Source organism: Zooshikella ganghwensis, from assembly GCF_018263875.1.
Classification (GTDB): Bacteria; Pseudomonadota; Gammaproteobacteria; order Pseudomonadales; family Zooshikellaceae; genus Zooshikella; species Zooshikella ganghwensis.
This window is the reverse complement of record NZ_JAEVHG010000016.1, coordinates 71,774-91,580: the sequence shown is the minus strand read 5'-3', so window position 1 is coordinate 91,580 and position 19,807 is coordinate 71,774. Positions and strand designations below refer to the sequence as shown.

Annotated in this window: 10 protein-coding genes; 9 read left to right on the top strand and 1 reads right to left on the bottom strand. The window is 37.7% G+C overall.

What is annotated here, in order from left to right:
* Positions 1-37: 37 nt before the first annotated feature.
* The 3 genes from rpsO to KHS79_RS19355 all read left to right on the top strand — a co-directional run bounded on the left by rpsO (position 38) and on the right by KHS79_RS19355 (position 4,398).
* On the top strand, positions 38-307 hold the full coding sequence (gene rpsO / locus KHS79_RS19365) for a 30S ribosomal protein S15 (protein WP_027707259.1): 270 nt from the start codon (positions 38-40) through the stop codon (positions 305-307).
* Positions 308-615: 308 nt separating this feature from the next.
* Positions 616-2,703 (top strand): polyribonucleotide nucleotidyltransferase, encoded by a 2,088-nt coding sequence (pnp, locus tag KHS79_RS19360; protein WP_212721124.1) that lies wholly within the window; start codon positions 616-618, stop codon positions 2,701-2,703.
* 339 nt (positions 2,704-3,042) lie between these two features.
* Positions 3,043-4,398: a DUF4013 domain-containing protein gene (locus KHS79_RS19355; protein WP_212721122.1), complete on the top strand. Its 1,356-nt coding sequence runs from the start codon at positions 3,043-3,045 to the stop codon at positions 4,396-4,398.
* Positions 4,399-4,831: 433 nt separating this feature from the next.
* Here the strand turns inward: KHS79_RS19355 and KHS79_RS19350 are convergent, their stop codons facing one another.
* Positions 4,832-6,274, bottom strand: coding sequence for a rhomboid family intramembrane serine protease (locus KHS79_RS19350; protein ID WP_212721120.1), 1,443 nt, complete (start codon positions 6,272-6,274; stop codon positions 4,832-4,834).
* An 876-nt stretch (positions 6,275-7,150) separates the two neighbouring features.
* Here KHS79_RS19350 and KHS79_RS19345 point away from each other — a divergent pair.
* Genes KHS79_RS19345 through tssC form a run of 6 tightly spaced genes read left to right on the top strand, consistent with a single transcriptional unit; the run spans position 7,151 to position 19,636 of the window.
* The gene (locus tag KHS79_RS19345) at positions 7,151-8,929 is read left to right on the top strand and encodes a ShlB/FhaC/HecB family hemolysin secretion/activation protein (protein ID WP_212721118.1); all 1,779 of its coding nucleotides are present in this window, start codon (positions 7,151-7,153) and stop codon (positions 8,927-8,929) included.
* Between the two features lie 24 nt (positions 8,930-8,953).
* Positions 8,954-15,169: a two-partner secretion domain-containing protein gene (locus KHS79_RS19340; RefSeq protein WP_212721116.1), complete on the top strand. Its 6,216-nt coding sequence runs from the start codon at positions 8,954-8,956 to the stop codon at positions 15,167-15,169.
* A gap of 21 nt (positions 15,170-15,190) precedes the next feature.
* Positions 15,191-15,940: a SapC family protein gene (locus KHS79_RS19335; RefSeq protein ID WP_212721112.1), complete on the top strand. Its 750-nt coding sequence runs from the start codon at positions 15,191-15,193 to the stop codon at positions 15,938-15,940.
* A complete protein-coding gene (gene tssA, locus KHS79_RS19330) occupies positions 15,933-17,597 on the top strand; it encodes a type VI secretion system protein TssA (protein ID WP_212721110.1) in 1,665 nt (554 codons plus the stop codon). The genes KHS79_RS19335 and tssA overlap by 8 nt, the downstream gene beginning before the upstream one ends.
* A 25-nt stretch (positions 17,598-17,622) precedes the next feature.
* On the top strand, positions 17,623-18,123 hold the full coding sequence (gene tssB, locus KHS79_RS19325; protein ID WP_027707266.1) for a type VI secretion system contractile sheath small subunit: 501 nt from the start codon (positions 17,623-17,625) through the stop codon (positions 18,121-18,123).
* Between the two features lie 28 nt (positions 18,124-18,151).
* A complete protein-coding gene (tssC, locus tag KHS79_RS19320) occupies positions 18,152-19,636 on the top strand; it encodes a type VI secretion system contractile sheath large subunit (protein ID WP_027707267.1) in 1,485 nt (494 codons plus the stop codon).
* Positions 19,637-19,807 lie beyond the last annotated feature (171 nt).

Here is a 19,807-nt window from a genome sequence, read left to right as displayed (position 1 = left end):
TATTTCAATAAGTGCATATTATTTAGGAGAAATGAATATGGCACTGAGTGCTGAGAAAAAAGCTGAGATTATTAAAAACTTTCAAACAGTTGAAGGTGATACAGGTTCACCAGAAGTTCAAGTAGCATTGTTGTCTGCTAATATTGAAAGTTTGCAAGGACACTTTAAATCTCATATTCATGACCACCACTCTCGTCGTGGTTTAATTAGAATGGTTAATCAGCGTCGTAAGCTGCTGGACTATCTGAAGCGTAAGGATGTAAGTCGCTACAGTAACCTGATTTCTCGTTTAGGCTTACGTCGCTAATAAGGTTAGCGATGAAGGTTGGCCAGCTAGACATCATAAACGTCTTAATGCTGGTAATCTGTACACCGCTAAGATCACTGATAGGAAACCCTAGCAGTGGTTAGCGGTGTTTTTATTTGTATAAAAAATATACCAAAAAAGGCCTGTTATCTCTCGCATTCAGTTGCCGCCAGTCCAGCGCCTCTTTGAATATATAGACACTGTAAGGTACGGACTAACTCAGTAGAGTTGGTGCTGCTAGCATAAATCAGTGCAAGATGAATATTTTCAGGCAAGATTATTGAAAGATTTGAAAGAAGGATAACATTGTGAATCCGGTAAGAAAGACTTTTCAGTTCGGTGATCAAACCGTAACACTGGAGACCGGGCGCGTTGCACGGCAGGCTACAGGTGCGGTATTAGTGACTATGGGCGGAGTTACCGTTTTAGTTACAGCTGTAGGCGCTAAACAAGCTGTGGAAGGCGCTGATTTTTTCCCTTTATCAGTACATTATCAAGAAAAAACATACGCTGCTGGTCGTATCCCTGGAGGATTTTATAAGCGCGAAGGGCGACCATCAGAAAAAGAAACACTCACATCTCGCTTAATTGACCGTCCCATTCGCCCACTGTTTCCCAAGGGCTTTATGAATGAAGTACAAATTCTTTGTACGGTTATTTCAACTGATAAAAAGCATGATCCAGATATTGCCGCAATGCTAGGTACCTCAGCAGCTTTAGCCATTTCTGGTATTCCATTTGATGGTCCAATAGGTGCTGCTCGCGTTGGCTTTATTGATGACCGTGGCTATGTACTTAACCCAAGCTATGCTGATTTAGAACAGTCTGAACTCGACATGGTGGTAGCGGGAACTAAAAATGCTGTACTCATGGTTGAGTCTGAAGCTGATCAGCTAACTGAAGATGAAATGTTAGGAGCTGTATTATTTGCTCACCAGGAGTATCAGGCCGTAGTTGATGCTATAACAGAGTTTGCTGCAGAAGCTGGCAAGCCCCGTTGGGATTGGCAGCCTCCAGTAGTTAATGAAGCACTGATGAGTGCTGTTGAAAGCGCCTTTGCCTCAGAAATTCGTGCGGCATACCAAATTTCTGACAAAATGGAGCGCTATGCGCGTCTTGGTGAAATTCGTGAGCAGGCTGTAAGTGAGTTGGCGAAGGAAGAAGGTGAGCCAAGTGCTGGGGAAGTCAGTAGCCTGTTTAGTAAGCTTGAAAAAAGTATTGTTCGCCAGAATGTGGTGGATGGTAATCCACGTATTGATGGTCGAGATACAAAAACAGTAAGACCTATTCATGTTGAAGTTGGAGTTTTACCTGCTGCGCATGGTTCTGCACTGTTTACGCGTGGTGAAACGCAAGCGTTGGTGGTAACAACTCTTGGTACTGCACGGGATGCACAGTTAGTTGACCAGCTTGAAGGCGAGCAACGTGAATCCTTTATGTTGCATTATAATTTCCCTCCTTACTCAGTAGGTGAGTGTGGACGTATTGGTGCAACTGGCCGCCGAGAAATAGGTCATGGCCGCTTGGCCAAGCGTGGTGTTCAGGCTGTTCTGCCACAAGAAGATTCATTCCCCTATAGTATGCGGGTAGTTTCTGAAATCACTGAGTCTAATGGCTCAAGCTCAATGGCTTCTGTCTGTGGTGCATCTCTGGCATTAATGGATGCTGGTGTACCTCTAAAAGCCCCTGTCGCTGGTATAGCCATGGGCTTGGTTAAAGAAGGTGAAAAGTTTGCTGTATTAACCGATATTCTGGGTGATGAAGACCATTTAGGTGATATGGACTTTAAAGTAGCAGGAACTGTTGATGGTGTGACTGCGCTGCAAATGGATATTAAAATTCAGGGTATCACTGAAGAAATTATGGAAATTGCTTTAGAGCAAGCACGTGATGCTCGCTTACATATTCTTGGCGAAATGAACAAAGTCCTAGCAGCATCTCGCCCAGAGTTGGCAGATAATGCTCCTACCATGCTAATGCTTAAGATTGACCCAGATAAAATCCGTGATGTTATTGGTAAAGGTGGTACCACTGTTCGTGCTATTTGTGACGAAACTGGGGCAGCTATCGATATTGATGATAGTGGTAATGTTAAAGTATATGCAGATGATAAGGCCTCTGCAGCATTAGCTGTTCGTCGTATTGAAGAAATTACCGCCGAAGCTGAAATTGGCCGGATTTACGATGGGACAGTGCAACGTATTGTTGACTTTGGTGCATTTGTGAATATCCTTCCAGGTAAAGAAGGTTTAGTTCATATATCTCAGATTTCATCGAAGCGAATTCAAAAGGTCACTGATGTGCTGCAAGAAGGTCAGCAAGTTAAGGTTGTCGTTTCAGATATTGATAACCGTGGCCGTATTAAATTGAGTATGAAAGACATAGCTCAAGAGTAGCAGTCAGTAAGGTATATAAAGAAGGGCCATCAGGCCCTTTTTTTTGCAGTTTGAAACCTGAGACAGCATTGATTTGAAAACAGGGTACTGATTTTATGACTATGGTAAAGGTAAGAGCCTTGTTTCGAAGATTATCATGAGAAGCCAAGCCTTCACTCAAGGAGAGTAGCTTTGCTACAGATTGGAATGGAAAAAGTGACTTAAGTACCCATCTTTTGAGGGTATAAATTACAATAGCCGGATGTGCTAGATAAGATTATGGGAACGTGTAAATACCATCAGGACCAGCCCGCCACATGGCAGTGTAAAAAATGTAACCATTTCTATGGTGACTGCTGTGTGCCAATTCCTTCAGATTCATCACGAAAAATAAAGTGTACGTTATGTACAGAACCTCTAACCTATTTAGGAGGTACATATTCGGCTGAACCTTTCTGGAAAAAAACCAATGACTTTTTTGTATATCCTTTTCAGAGTAATGCGCTAGTTTTTCTTGGCATCATAACACTCATCCAAACTGGCGTTTTTTTTATATTTGGCGATGTTACCTCTTTAAGTGGACTGGTATTGTTTATCGCTGCAATGATTGTTGTTGGCGGTATTCAAATTAACTACTTTTTTACAGTCATTAATTATATTGCTGAAGGCGAAATGGAGGCTCCACCACCCGCTATCGCCTTTTCGATGGAGGGTATATCTTTACTTTTTAAACAAATAGCATTAATTGTGATTGCAGTGATATGTGGTATTGCTGCATTTAAAACTTCAATTGTTATAGGCATTATTGTTTCTACTCTTTTGTATCTCTTTATTCCTGCCAGCATTATGATCTTAGCCAGAGAGCATTCATTGGGAGAAGCGATGAACCCAGGTCGTATTATCGAGATCATCAAAGGCATGGGGTGGCATTACTTACTTTTGTTTGTATTTTTATACATTCTCACAATGGGACCTAATATTGCTACAGAAATGATGTTGAAGTTCGTTAATGAGTTTTTTGTCATTCCGATTGATGCTTTTTTCAGTGCTTATTTTCATTGTGTTTCAGTCGCGATATTAGGGTATTGCATATATCAATATCAAGTGGCATTTGGTTTTGTCAGTGAGCAAGATGAAACTAAAGCACTCAATGAAGCTGACTATGATATAAAACTTGCGCTCTGTGAATCAGAAATATTTATGAAAGAAGGTCGGCGCGAGGAAGCAGGAGAAGTTATTCGTAATGCCATTAATAAGCATCAAAAAAATCTTGAGTTGAATAGACGCTATCATCATTATCTAAAAACGTTCGGTCAAAATGAATTATTGACACGACATAGCCTTCATTTTGTTAATTTATTGCTTGAGCATAATATGGATCGCGAAGCTGCTCAGGTATATATGACTTGTAAAGAAAAACAAGTGATACTTACATTTAAAGTTGCTGAAACCTGCCACCGTTTAGGTGCAGCACTCGTAAATAGTCATCGATACAAAGAGGCCATCATATTGCTGAAAAATCTTCATAAGCTCTTTCCGCAATATCGTGGTATCCCAGATGCTTATTTTGTTATGGCAAAAGCATTTTCTGAAGGGTTACATCAAGATGAACAGGCTATGAAACTATTAGCTTTTATTATTCAAAAATACCCGAATGCAATGGTAACGAAGGAAGCGAAAGACTATCAAAATGTAATACAAAATATGAAGAAGTGATTAATTTGATCGTTCTAAATAAAGGTAATAAAAATTGCTCCCTCAGCAAGACTGAGGGAGTAAATGACTGCACTATACCCTTCACGAATCATTTTTATGTGCGCTATCCATAGCGCTCACCCTAACGTGCCAGCGAAGCTGTTCTAATGTGTTCCCGACACATTAGTAGGGATTGTTGTCAGCGCTCTTGACCGTGGGAATGCAGTTTATGCATAATGACATGGATGTCATATAGTAGAGCAATGCAGGCGCTATTGCCGAGGAGCATTTAACGGCCATCCCAGTCACTTATTAATATAACCGCCCAGCAGCGCTGCTATATCAATTAAAGTGGCTACCGCAAGTTTCACAGCAGTAAACTTGCCCAGGGGCTTCATAACTTGACGGCTGCCCCTAAAAACCCTTCGTCTTGGGTATATATAGTTTCCTGATTTCAGTTTTTTTTCAGCAACTTGGCTTGCTGAGAATCTGGATAGTGATGTACTAAATAATTGAGGTAGCGCTGGTAACCTGTTTGGTCTTTATCTTTTGCACAAGCTTTGGCAACAATGAATAGTAAATTAGGAAGTCCTGCATTTTTGCCATCAAGTTTTAACAGGCGTTTAAGTAGTATTTCTGCATCAGCTCGATATCCGTGTTTTGAAAAATGTTCAGTGAGAAACGCAAGTACTTTAGGTGAATTAAGAGTTGAAATATTTTTCTGTTGGGAATATTTTTTGAAAATTTTATGAACAAAACCAATATGCTGAGGATTTTTTGCCAGCTGAAATATTTTTAAAACAGCTTGATGGAAGTTCTTATCTGTTGGATTATGACTAGTAATAGTATAATATTTTTCCAGAAGTTGGTGGTTTTCAGGATACTCATTAAGAACACTTTGGCAGACTCGCTGAGCAGCGTCTAAATTAAAGTTTGAAATATAGTTATCTGCCTGATTAATAGCACGTACGATAGGTTCATTTGGATCATTTTTTTCGATGTAATCAATATCAACTTTCACTAACCAGTTTTTTGACAAGTAAAGTAGACCAAAACCACTCACTAACCCTCCAATATGGGCCCAGTAATTTACATTATCAAATGTGAAGAATGCGCCATAAAGTTCTTTCCCTAACCAAATAGGAAAAATAGCAATAGCGGGGGCACGAAAGTAATTGAAGTAAAACCCTATCCAGTAAAAGAATTTGATTTTTCTCAAGCCATATAGTGCTAAATACATACCCATTAAACCAGCGATGGCGCCAGATGCACCTATACCGGGCTGAAAACTTTGTGGTTCAAGAACAAAGAATAGTGCATTAGCAGCTAAACCTGTGACCAAATACAAAGCAGTGAAGATGATTCTGCCAATGGCAATTTCTAGTGAAAAGCCAAAAATAAACAGGAAAATCATATTTCCTAACAAGTGATCACCACTACCATGTAAAAACATGGAAACGAAGAAACCACCTGCTGTTGGTTTTGCTGGAATTATTCCAAATCTTATATAGCTAATATCATCTCGTTGATCCGTTGCAATTTTTCGTGATTTTAGCCACTGTTCTTTATCTTCATTATCTTTGATTTTTTCTTTCAGAAATAAATCAAATCCAACACTAAGTAGTATGTTAGTAGCAACGTACTCACTGTAACCTGCTTTATCAAGCCGATAAACTTCGTTGTACAGTTTATACTCTTTGTCTATGTACAGGTAATAAAGGGGTTTCTCTTTCTCATATAAGCCACTGTTTATATAGTAGGTGACAGCTTGGTCAATTTTATGTTCATCATTACCCTGGTATCCCCAATAAATAATACAGTTAATAATAATAAGTAAGAGGGTTATAATCGGTGGCTTAGACCAGTCTAATTTTTGTTCTGCAGGAACGATTAACATTGTAAATCCATACGCTTATGAAATGAGCCTTAAAATATGTAAGACTCAATATTGAATGTATATAAATGTCGTTACTGATTATAATGCAGGCTTTGTCTATCTAACAGGAGAAATTGGAAATCAATAAATGCTTAGCAGCTGGTCTAGTTTGGTCTGTCAAAGCTAGCGACAGTACTACAGCGTTTTTTATATCTTGGTGAGCGTGGATGCAGTTTGTAAACAAGCTGTAACCTAAGAGTCCTTCTTATAGTGGATTGAGCAACATATACCCTTCACGAATGATTTCTAGGTTTTGTTATCTTCACTCCTCACCCCAATCACCTATTAATATAGGCTCATGGGACTTCGTCTCTCGATGGCCGCACCTAAAAACCATTCGCACTGGGTATATCTGCTTCATATTGTCCTTACAAGCTAAGCTCAAGTAAGTTGCTTGTGCCACTACTTGGGCACTCAGCCAATCTCTAAATTCCAAGTTGAAATTCTTGAATATCTTTTATTTCGAAAGTGAATATATAGGTTTGTATTTTTGTCAGATACGTAGAAATACAAAGTGACTTGATTCATAAAAAGAACAACAGTCCATAAATGCAGATTATTTTATGGTTTTAATAATATTATTGTAGATAATGCTGATTGATAAAATGTGTCAAAATTTCCACAGTGGAGGAATAGGTGGCCGAAAAACACTATCTGCATCACAAAAATGATGGTCTAGCATCACAAAATAATAGCTTTAACTGATAACACATAAGCAAAGTGACAATTTTGTCAACGCTCTCTAAATCCGTATGATTCCTGTTCAAATAATAGGCGCGATTAATTTTTTTCAATAAAACGCCTGGCTTAAAGGTAGTAAGCCAAACAGGGAAACGTATGAAGACAAGCACTTTTTCATGTATATTTTCTATTATCGTAGGTTTAAACTCTTTTGCTGTTATATCTCAAGAGATTCCTGCTGCAATTACACCTGGTGGTGCCGAGCCTGAGCTGAATCAAGGGCTATCACTACCTGCGATACAAGAAGAGATATTCCCAATCCCACCTGCTATAGAAAGACCTCTCGACGTTGATAGTGGTCCTAAAATATCCGTCAAAGATATCAATCTTGTTGGCTTTAGTGATTATGTTGAGAATGACATTTTTGTTGATGAGTTAAAACAAATAGTTGATGAAGAAGTTGCTAATCATCAAAATAACCAAGCAGCAGCTCAGCTAACTATTGGTCAGCTGCAAGTTATTGCTGATAAACTGACATTATATTATCGATCTCATGGATTAGTGCTTGCTCAAGTATATATTCCTGCTCAGGAAGTAAAAAATAATATAGTAGAATTTAATGTGCTTGAGGGAAAATTAGGAAAAGTCTTTGTTAATGATAATAATCATTATACTGATGAGCAGATCCTAAAGCCATTTTCCAAGTTATTAAATAAGCCTGTTTCTGCAAAAGAGATGGAGGAAGCTCTCTTATTATTAAACGATTATCCTGGGTTAACGGTTGGAGGGATGTTCACTACAGGGCAGCAAGTAGGTACTGCAGATTTAAAAGCAATGACTTTAGAGGAAAAATGGTATAGTGGACGTTTATTGTTTGATTCGTCAGGTTCAAAATATACAGGAAAAGACCGTTATTTAACCGAATTAAATTTTTACAACCTAGCGGGCTTAGTTGATACATTAAGCCTTCAGTTGTTGCAAACTGATAGACCCAGTAACTCCGTATATTGGTCTTTTAGGTATGAGTTGCAAGCATTTAATCCTCGTAATTACGTAGGAATTAGCAGCTCACAAAATAAGTTTGATGTGGGCAGTGAACTACAATCGCTAGGATTGGAAGGATACAGTACACAGCATGAAGTATATTGGCGTCATGTATTTAAAAGGAGCAGAAATCTAAATATCTATGGTCGCTTAGGTTTGGCTCTAAAAGAATCAGAAACAAAAACAAAAACAGATTTTACTTTAGGAACCGATAAGTTAACGGTATTAACAGCCCAATTAAGTTTTGATCATGTAGATAAAAAATATGCCGGTATTAACTTAGGTTCTATTAGTTATTCCCAAGGGTTTGATGGTTTATTAGGCGCTATGGAAGACAAATCCTTATCAAGCGATGGTGATCACTCAAGCCGTAGAAAAAGCAATGGCGATTATGTTGGTGGTAAATTTTCGAAGTGGAACCTTGAATTAGCGCGGGTGCAGGCTCTGAATGAGGATCAGACATTGACCTTTAACTTTAAAGGTCAATATACAAAGGATTCTTTGGTTTCTTTAGAACAGTATAGTATGGGCGGACCTAATAGTGTCCGAGCTTATCCTGCTTCCGAGTTTCTTGTTGATAAAGGTTACTTTGCATCTTTGGAGTGGAATGTTGGCTTTCCATTTATTGGCGACAATGAAACATATAATGGTAAACGTTGGAAAGACATGATCAATTTTTCAGTTTTTGTTGATCATGCAGAAGGATGGCTTAATGATCCACTGGATAATGAAGACGAGAAAAAATCGTTATCAGGTGTTGGTGTTGGTATGTATTTTACTGATATTAATGGTCTTGATGGTAGGTTTTATGTAGCAAAACCGTTTTCAAATCATGAAGCCAGCAACGATAGAGATTATCAAGTATTTTTTGAAGTTAGTTATAAGTTTTGATGATTAGGCAAAAGGAAGTAAAAAATGATTAATGAAGTCACTGTTAAACCTTTAGTTGCCTCAATTCGTCAAAGTATTTTGGCAGCAACCTTAGTGGTTCCATCTTTAGTGATGGCTGCGCCACAAAATGGTACTGTCACACATGGAAACGCTACAATCACTCAATCTGGTACAACAACTACGATTAATCAAGCATCAGACCGAGCTGTGATCGATTGGCAGTCATTTAACGTAAATAAAAATGAAAAAGTTCATTTTGATCAACCAGGTATTTCTGCGGCCACATTAAATAGAATTAATGATCAAAATCCTTCGCAGATACATGGACAAGTCACTGCTAATGGGAAAGTCTATCTTGTTAACCCAAACGGTATTATTTTTGGTAAAGATGCGACAGTAAATGTAGGTGGGTTTGTTGCATCAGGTATGAATGTGTCAGATGAACATGCTGCAAGCTTTTTTAATGATGATAAGCTAATTTTTTCAGGTAATAGTAATAGTAAAATAGAAAATAATGGCCTTATTAATGCTTCATCTGGTAGTGTTGCGTTAATTGGTAAACGAGTCGTTAATAATGGAATTATCACGGCTAAACTAAATACTTCATTAATTGGTTCTGATAAGGCATCTCTGGATTTTGATGGTGATGGACTTATCTCGATTGAAGTAGATAGAGAGCTTATCGTAAATGATAATACTTCTAGGGAAGTGGTTAATAATGGTGAAATAAATGCTCAATATATTAAGCTTTCTGCAAATGCAACGAACAATGCAATAAACAGCTTAGTCAATAATGATGGTATTCTTAAGGCAGAAGCAACTACTATTGAAAATGGTAAAATTACCTTATCAGCGAATAAAGTTATTAATAAAGGTGAGTTAAAAGTCCTTGCTCGTATTGGTACTGATACCGGTGGAACCATTGAGATTGCTGCTGATAAAGTTGAGCTATCAGGGAAAGTTAATACGTTTTGGAATAAACCGAAAGCAAATATCAACATTGATGCAAAAGATGTCACTTTGGCAATATCCGAATCATCTAAAATTAATGACCTCGTGATCAAAGCAGAAAAGACACAGTTTGAGCAACAGCTTAATGACTTAGATGTAAATAACATCAAATTAGAGGGCAACGTTGTATTTGCTGAAAATACTAAAATAACGGCTACTGACAGTGTCGACTTGGGTGAAGCTCAAGTTGTTGGTGATCAGCGTTTAACGATTAAAGCAAATAATGAAGTTATACTGGGTGATATTCATAAGTCAATAACACCACTTGATGAGCTAACAGTAGGTTCAAAATCACTATTATTGGCAGGTGATATTAGGGCTAATTATTTTGACTTAAATAATCAAGGTAGTATTAAGCTAGATAAAAATTCATCAATCAGTACCGAAAGTGATTTGACATTACCCATGGTGCAAGGAGATTACTCTTTAGCATTGAAAACACCGGGTTATATTTATTTTAAAGATAGTGTTGATGTGAACAGCTTAAGTCTTGATACAGATAGGCTTTACCTGGCGAGTGATCTTAGCTTGAATGGTGTTTTTGATATTCAAAAAGTAAACGATATTATTCTTTATAGTTATTTACCAATAAGTATTTCTAACCAGGGTGGAGATATCAGGCTCGATAAGCATAAACTTACTAATAACAACAGGCAGTTAAAGCTATCTGCCCCTGGTCATACTATAGCGCTAGGAGAAGTGAGTTTAAATGCACTTGAAATATTTGGGAATACACCCTCGAATTTAATTTTGTCTGATAATATTTATGCAAGAAAATCGATTGATTTTAGTGATGTTGAAAAGATCACATTAGCTGGAGATATTGATTTAGTAACAGGCGACTACTGGTCGGAAATAAAGTTATCAAAGCTTGTAACTGGAGATAATAATCTCAATTTAAACAGTCGTGCGGGAAATATTCAACTACAGAAGGTTGATATAAAAGGGAAGCTTAATACTGATACACAAGCAAAAATACTGCTAAATGGGAATGTCACTGCTGATAGTGGAGTTAATTTAGCTGCAGGCAATGGTCTTATTTTACAAAATGATGTATTAGTAGCCTCCCAGAGTGGAAACGTGGTTTTAAACGGTGACATTTCTGGAAGTAATAAATTAAACCTTGTTGGTAATGATGTTTACCTACAAAAAGTAAATGTAGGCTCGCTTGCTATGGAAGGTGGTGATTTCCTTTCCGTGCTAGGAGATATTACCACAGATGGTGATATTACACTCAATAATATTAAAAAGGTCCATCTTGCTGGATCACGTAAGATTAACTCTGGATCAGGTACAATTGATGTGCAGGGTTCACACTTAGTGAATGCTACCAGCTTGGAGTTAAATGCCAGCATTATAAAGCTTGGAGATTTGGGGCACGAAGGTAACCGAATAAATACAGTTAGACTAAAAAATACTGATGAGCTAGTTTTGGCTGGAGATATTTATGTTTTCAATACAATTAATTTTGATCATGTTGGAACGCTATCTGTAGCAAATGACTCTAAAATTGATATTAGTAGATGGTCATCATCATTAGACTTAGCTAATACGAATGTGAGAGGTAATGGAGATCTTTCTTTTAACCTAAATAAAGGTGATCTTACCATTGGCTTGATTAATATTGATGATAACTTAACTTCAAAAAATGTTTATTTGACGACGCTTAATAACGATATAACTTCAGGTAGTGGAGAAGTTAAATTAAATAGTGATTATGTATACTTGAATCAAGATGTAGTAGTTAGCGCTTATAAAGGAGTTGATTTATCTTCGGTAGATAGTGTTTATGGACAACGTAATCTATCACTTCTTAGTAGTGATGGTGTCATTAGGCTATCTCGTATTGGTGGTAATAGCAGTATTGCTGACTTAAATATTTCGGCAAAAGACGTATTTCTTAATGACTCAGTTAATGCCAAAAATATAACTTTTAACAGTACAAACCGTATTCATATTGAAAATGACCTCCAGTTGAAGCATTTAAGCAATGACTTAAATCTTGCCAATACAGAAATTTTAGGGAATCACCAGCTAGGTCTTTATAGTAATGGAGACCTGCAGCTAGGTTTAGTCGATTTAGGTGCTGGAGAGTTAACAGTTAGCTCGATTGGGAATATTACACTTGCTGATGATATAACAGCTAATAATGGTGTTTACTTTAAAGGTCATGGTTCTGTTACCTTGACAGATGATGTTGTAATCAATAGTAAGCAGTCCCATTTAGATTTAGCAAACAATACATTATCAGGTAAGTATGGCTTAACGCTTAATGCAAAAAAATTGACACTAGGTAAGCTCGATACTTCCAGTCCACTTAAAAAACTAGTGGTCAATCATGCTCAAAATGTCATACTGAATGATGATATTGTTGTCACTGAAACAGTTGATTTAACAAACAATGGACGTATTCAATTAAGCCAACCTTTAGCGATTCGAGCATTGCAAGGTGATGTTAGACTGGAAAATAGTAATCTCTTTGGTTCAGAGTTAAATATAGGAGCTAAAAATATCACCTTAGGAAAATTAACGGTTGATAAGCTAGGTTTTCAAGCACAATCGTTAACTCTTACAGATAACATTAAAACACAATCTGCTTTTTCTACCGCAGGAATTGATACTGTTAACCTTGTTGGAACATCTATCATCGATACAAGCTTTGGTGATGCTGATATCAATTTACAAGATAGTTTGGTTAAAGGTGATAATCTTTATATTAAGGCTGGTCAAGGTAATGTGCTATTAGGAAAAATAGACAACAAAGAGCTTACTGCGAATAACACTGGAAGTTTAATCACATCTGACAGTATTAGCACTGAAAATGGTGTTTATTTTGGAGGAAAAGGAGATTGGCTGCTTGCTAATGACACAAGTATTAATGTTAAAAATGGTTCAATTTTCGTTGATGATAAACATATATCTGGAAATTATGGTTTAAATTTGTCGGCTGGTCGTGGAAATATTTATTTAGGTGATGCTGATTTAGCAGAACTGTTAGTGTCTACCCGAAACATGCATTTAAAGGGTAATGTTGAAGTTAGTAAGGGGGTATTAGACTTTACAGATGTAGGTACTTTGAGTGTAGATGGTAACCGTTCTCTCTCAGTTATGCATACCAGCCCTTCAAATACAGCTATCGATTTAAAAAATACTCAAGTACAAGGTTCTGGAAGTTTAAATCTTATTAATGATAGAGGAAGTATAAACCTGGGGCAGGTTAATATTGATGGTCGCTTTACGGTTGGAAGTACCCAAGCTAATTACTCAGAAAATATTAATCTTTATGGAAATCTAACGGCTGAAAAGGGATTTGAGTTTAAGAATGGAGGCAGTATTGTATTGCATCAGGATGTACTGCTAAGTTCACCAAAGTATAAGTTGGATTTTTCCCATAAAACACTTGCAGGCAATTACGCGTTAAACATAAATGCTAATTCTGTTAGATTGGGTAAATTTTCTAATAATTCTCTTATTAATGTGCTAACGATAAGTCACTCAGACTCAATCGATATTTATCATGATATAATAACTCAAAGTGGAATATATTTTAATAATAATAAAGCAATTAATACCTACCAAAATACGCTCTTTAATGCTCTGGATGGTCAAGTCTTTATCAATAATTCTATAGTTAATGGTAATGTCACATTATTCGGAAATACTGTTTCGTTAGATAATGCCTCAGCATATATGCTTAATGTGAAGGCAAAAGACCTAAATTTAGCAGGAAATATTGTTACCTATGATGGCATAAATACGGTGGGTACTGACCTAATCACTTTGCGAGATAATGTTTTTTTGTCAGCGCATCGAGGTGCTGTTAATTTATCTAGTGCTCAAGTTAAAGGTAATGGCTTAACAATAAATGCTAATGGGGGAGATGTAAATTTATCTGATGTTGCTGTTGATGCTCTCACAGTGCTTAATACCGGGGTATTAACAACAGACGGTAGGATACAAGCTGTTAATGATGTGCATTTTAACGGTGTGGGTTTGTGGCTACTAGAACATGATACCTCGGTTGCTTCCACAACAGGTAGTATCTTTGCAGCGGATAAATATCTCCGTGGTAATCACACATTATTACTTGCTGCTCCTAATGGGTATATCAAATTGGCTTCTGCTCATATTGGCTCTCTGAATATTTCTGCCCAAGAAGTACAGTTAGAGGGAGATCTTAGTGTTAAGCAGGGAGGCTTAGATTTTCGACATGTTAGAACACTGGATCTAGCCAAGTATGCTAGTTTGCAGACACAACAAAGTGCCGGAAATATCAACCTGTCTCATACATCCGTAGTAGGTAGAGGTAACTTAGCCTTATATAGTGGGTTGGGTAGAACCCTGCTTGGACGAGTATCACTTGATGGTCAGTTAATTGCCCAAAATCAAAGTCGTGTCGATGTCTATCAGCCGGTATCGGCTAACAAAGGCATTAGCCTGGAACAAACACCAGAAGTGTATTTGCATAATAGTGGTATTTTTACTAGTGATGCGGGTGATATCCATTTACCAAATGTTGTTGGAAGTGGGTATGGCTTTTTAGCGAAAGCTGCAGGCAATGTTCATGTTGGTTCACTATCTACTGCTAACGTTAATATTCAAAGTGGTAAAGGGGTAGTATTGGGAGATGTTAATACTAACTATTTAAATGTTATTGCGCAGAAAGATATTAACCTGAATGGGAACACCAATGCTCTGCAAGCTGCCTCTATTATAAGTAGTCAAGGACAGGTTAATATGTTTAGTAATCGCGCATTGAATACGGTAGGAAATGCAGTACTCAATGGGTATTCTGGTGTAAATATTTCACATATCAAGGCTGATGATGTACGAATTACCTCTAAAGTGGGAAATATTCATACATTACCCACTCCATATGGACGCAACATTATTGCGCGAAGAGCTGAGTTAAATACGCGTGGTGAAATTGGTAGTAACTATCAGCCAGTTAACTTATTAGTGAGCAAAGACTTATTAATTTATAACGCTCGTAAAGCGGTATTAGCTGGATTATTCAATAAACCAACGTTAGTTAATACATCCGAAACAACAACGATTATGTTACCCAAAGTTTCTAAAGATGCGGCAAAAACAGCTTTAATTACACTTGAAGATACACGTTATTTTGATAGCAGTATCTTTATTGATGGGGTAACACTATTTACTTATAGTGATGAAGATTTGCTACAAGTGGAAAGATTGGAGTCAATGACTACTATGAAGGAATAAATAGTATGATGTTGTAAGCAAATGAACACGAACAACGCGTTTTATCAACATATCGTTCCGCTCAGCATGGAAGACCATGCTGAGTACAAAATTATCGAAAATGCTAACTACAATTTTGCAGTAGATACCAGTGCTGTTTATTTAACCTCCACAGAGTTTAGTCAGGCTTCAAAAGTTTTTCCCATTGTCTTTGTTGAACAAGATGATCAGATTCAACCTGCTGCCGTACTTGGTTTGGAGAAACACCATAATGTCTTTGTGACAGACAGAGGAAGTTGGACTGCTAAATATATTCCTGCCTATATAAGACGATATCCGTTCATACTGGCTGAAGTTAGTGATCCTGAAAAGGACTGGATTGTCTGTATTGATGATCAATCATCCGTATTAAATAAAGAACAAGGTGTAGATCTATTTCATTCAGGTAGTGTGAGTGAGTATACAAAAAATAAAATAAATTTCTTAAAGTCTTTTCAACAGGCAAGTGAGGACACACATACCTTTTGTGAGTATATAAAGGAGCTTAATTTATTGGAGCCTATGAATGCTCAAGTAAAAATGAATAAGGGAGATGATTTATCCGTCACAGGTTTTATGGTGATTAGTAAGGCACAATTGCAAAAACTAACAGAAAAACAGTTGAAGGAACTTATTACACGCGATTATATGATGCTCCTTTATGAACACCTATCGTCATTAACTAATTTTTCGGTACTTGTGGATAAAATAGCAGCACAAAGGATTATTGAGGGGCAAAGCAGTTATGAGTGAGTTGGATGTCAGTTATTTTCAGCAAGTCGCAACGGCTAAATTGCCTGAAGATGCGCCATCTGGGTCTGATGCTCGTTATGCCTCCACCTATGAAACGCTTGAAGCGGAATTTGCTAAGTTGACAGCTCTTACTGATCAAGGTTCTGTCACTTGGAAAAAAGTTGTTGCTCAAGCTGAAGAGCATTTACAGCATCAATCAAAAGATATTTTAGTCGCTTGTTATCTCTGTCGCGCTCTTTATGAAATGCATGGCTTTGAAGGGTTGTTTGCAGGCTTTCAAATGCTGAACAGTTTTATTGAGCAGTGTTGGGATAATATTTTCCCCCCAAAAAAACGGTTAAGAGCTCGAGCAAGTGCTTTGGAGTGGTTGCTTGAAGACCTCCATGAAATGGTGGGTTCCTATAAGCCAGTGCAGGAAGATCTTGCTAAGCTCTCCAAAGCAACTGAAGCAGTAAAAGCTTTGGAACAGCAAGTGAATGATATTATGGGGGATTATGCACCTGCTCTGGGACCTTTCCGTCGTTTGCTGACAGGTTTTATTGAAGATATTGAGCTATCAATGCCAGCCCAGCCTGTTAATCAGCAACCTGAAAGCAGCCCGTCACAAAACGTCGATACTTCAAAAACTGCATCATCAACCGAGCAAGTCACTGCACAAGAAGAGAAGCAAATAACTAAAACCAAGCCGCAAGCACAAAAACCGGAAACTAAAGCTACTTCGACTTCAGTTAAAACAGACATCAAACCTTTAGAAGGTGATCTTACTGATGATCGAGAGTGCAACAAGGCTTTGCGAACTTGTCAGGATTATTTAAGACAAATAGCGGCTTATAAGCGTGAGCAACAATTGAGTGATGCATTTGCCTATGAAATCAATCGTTATGCTGCATGGTTGAATGTTTGGCAATTGCCGCGTCATCAGCAAGGCAAAACAGATTTACGACCGATTCCAAAAGACAAGCGAATAGCTTACGAAAACCTTATGGCAAATGGCCAGTATCAGAAACTTGTTGATGAAGTTGAAAACAGTATTTCAAAAGCCCCATTTTGGTTGGATGGTCATCGTTTAGTTGCAGAAGCGTTACTCCAATTGGGTTTTCAAGAAGCTTATGAAGCAGTGATTACACAAACAGCGAGTTTTTTAAGAAAGTTTCCAGAGTTACTTGAATTAACGTTTTTTGATCAGATGCCTTTCGCTGATGAGGAAACCAAAGACTGGGTAAAGTCCACGGTATTAGTGAACAATAAACAGTCATCTTCCAGTCAGCTTCAAGATATGAGCCAGCCTTGGCTAGAAGCATTTAAAGAGGCAAAAGCGCTAGCAAGTAAAAAACAAATACAAGAAGCATTATGTCTTTTTAGACAAGGTTTACGGTCAGCATCACCAAGAGAATCTATGTACTGGAAACTACAACAGGCGCAGTTTTGTTTTGATATAAAAAAATATGAGCTGGCTTGTCCTATTCTTGAAGAAATGGATCGTTATCTGGTAACACACCATTTAGATCAGTGGGAACCCGAATTATGTATTCAGGTGCTATCACTATTATTACGAAGTTATAAACGACTCCCTGATAAAAAAGTGGCACCAGAAACTATTGAAAGTTTGCATGCACGGCTATGTTGTTTTGATGTTGCAGCTGCACTCGAGTTATAACGTTAATAGAATAGAGGGATAGAAAATGGCAAAAGAAGGTTCTGTCGCACCTAAAGAACGTATTAATATTTCGTATAAACCTGAAACGGGTGGTGCACAGGAAGATGTTGAATTACCACTTAAAATGTTAGTGGTTAGTGATTTTACGTTAAGGGAAGATGATCGTTTAATTGAAGAGCGTAAAACAATTAGCGTTGATAAAGATAACTTTAATGAAGTGTTAAAAAAGCAAAATCTTGCCATTGATATTGCTGTACCAAATACATTATCTGAAAATGAAGATGATGATATGGGGTTATCGCTAAAGTTTGAAAATATTAGAGACTTTGAACCGGAAAGTATTGTTAAGCAAGTACCTGAACTCAATCAGTTATTGGAATTAAGAAATGCTTTAGTCGCGCTCAAAGGCCCACTAGGTAACGCTCCTGCGTTTAGAAAAGCTATTCAAAATGTATTAAATGATGCTGACTCTAGAGAGAAACTACTGAAAGAACTAGGGTTAGATAAAGAAAATTCTGGCGAATAATCTTTAAGGTATTTAGTAGGAGAGCGTTATGTCTGATTCACCAGAAATGAATCAACAAACAAGTGAACAGGTTACTGATAGTAGTTCGCTCTTAGATGAAATTGTGCAACAGACAAAAATTGCCCCTGAGGAAGAAGGCTATGATGTTGCCAAAAAGGGCGTAACGGCTTTTATAGCTGAATTACTTAAGCCGCAAAATCAAGAAGAGCGCGTCAATAAAAGCCTTGTTGATAAAATGATTGCTGAGATTGACGGGCGTATTAGTAAGCAAGTTGACCAAGTATTGCATAACAAAACATATCAACAGTTGGAGTCAACTTGGCGAGGTTTGAAAGTTCTGGTTGATCGGACAGACTTCAGAGAAAATATTAGAATTGAAATCTTAAATGCCTCCAAGCAAGATTTGTATGAGGATTTTGAGGATGCACCAGAAATAACCAAGTCCGGCCTTTATAAAACAGTATATACAGCTGAATACGGCCAGTTTGGTGGACAACCGTTTGGTGCCATTATTGGTGATTATGACTTCTCGCCTGCAGCAGCTGATGTAAAATTATTGCAGAATATTGCCAGTGTATCAGCTATGTCTCATGCACCATTTATTGGTGCAGCGGGGCCAAAATTCTTTGGCTTAGATTCATTCGAGGGTCTACCAAACCTAAAAGATTTGAAAGCCATTTTTGAAGGTCCTCAGTATGCTAAATGGCATAGTTTCCGGCAGTCAGAAGACTCACGCTATGTAGGTTTAACCATGCCTCGTTTCTTGCTGCGTCAACCTTATGACCCAGAAGAAAACCCTGTGCGAGCATTTGAATATAGAGAAGATGTATCTTCCAGCCATGAAGATTATTTATGGGGAAATACAGCATTTACTTTTGCTACACGCTTAACTGACAGTTTCGCAAAATACCGTTGGTGCCCCAATATTATTGGACCACAAAGTGGTGGAGCGGTAGAAGATCTACCGGTACATTTATTTGACTCGATGGGTGATGTGGAAATGAAAATTCCCACAGAAATCCTAGTCTCAGATCGAAGAGAGTATGAGTTATCAGATGAAGGCTTTATACCTTTAACCATGCGTAAGGGCAGTGATAATGCGGCCTTTTTCTCTGCAAACTCTGTTCAGAAACCGAAGAAATTTTCTAACAATCCAGAAGGTAAAGCGGCCGAAGTTAATTATAAACTAGGTACACAACTGCCTTATATGTTTATTATTAATCGGTTGGCACATTATCTAAAAGTACTGCAGCGTGAGCATATTGGTAGTTGGAAAGAGCGTTCAGACCTTGAGCGAGAACTGAATACATGGATCAGACAGTATATTGCTGATCAGGAGAATCCATCACCAGAAGTGCGGAGTCGTCGTCCACTAAGAGCAGCCAAAGTGATGGTGTCTGATGTCGAAGGTGAGCCAGGCTGGTATCGTGTTAATTTATCAGTGCGGCCACACTTCAAATATATGGGGGCGGATTTTACGTTGTCACTCGTAGGCAAGCTTGATAAGTCATAGGTGATAGTGAACATATTTGATTGAGTTTATCAGCGTTGTTGATTTTGCTGAATCCGTAAGAAGTGTATACATCGACTAGTATGGATTTAGCAATAATAACCATCTGAACTTCTATCTAAATGTTTATTATCTAGCCAGAAATATACCTTTTTAATGAAAGGTATATTTCTT

Excerpts from the sequence above, each read along its gene's own strand:
- rpsO (WP_027707259.1), top strand. The coding sequence starts at position 38 with ATGGCACTGAGTGCTGAGAAAAAAGCTGAGATTATTAAAAACTTTCAA.
- KHS79_RS19350 (WP_212721120.1), bottom strand. The coding sequence starts at position 6,274 with ATGTTAATCGTTCCTGCAGAACAAAAATTAGACTGGTCTAAGCCACCG.
- KHS79_RS19345 (WP_212721118.1), top strand. The coding sequence starts at position 7,151 with ATGAAGACAAGCACTTTTTCATGTATATTTTCTATTATCGTAGGTTTA.
- KHS79_RS19340 (WP_212721116.1), top strand. The coding sequence starts at position 8,954 with ATGATTAATGAAGTCACTGTTAAACCTTTAGTTGCCTCAATTCGTCAA.
- KHS79_RS19335 (WP_212721112.1), top strand. The coding sequence starts at position 15,191 with ATGAACACGAACAACGCGTTTTATCAACATATCGTTCCGCTCAGCATG.
- tssA (WP_212721110.1), top strand. The coding sequence starts at position 15,933 with ATGAGTGAGTTGGATGTCAGTTATTTTCAGCAAGTCGCAACGGCTAAA.
- tssB (WP_027707266.1), top strand. The coding sequence starts at position 17,623 with ATGGCAAAAGAAGGTTCTGTCGCACCTAAAGAACGTATTAATATTTCG.
- tssC (WP_027707267.1), top strand. The coding sequence starts at position 18,152 with ATGTCTGATTCACCAGAAATGAATCAACAAACAAGTGAACAGGTTACT.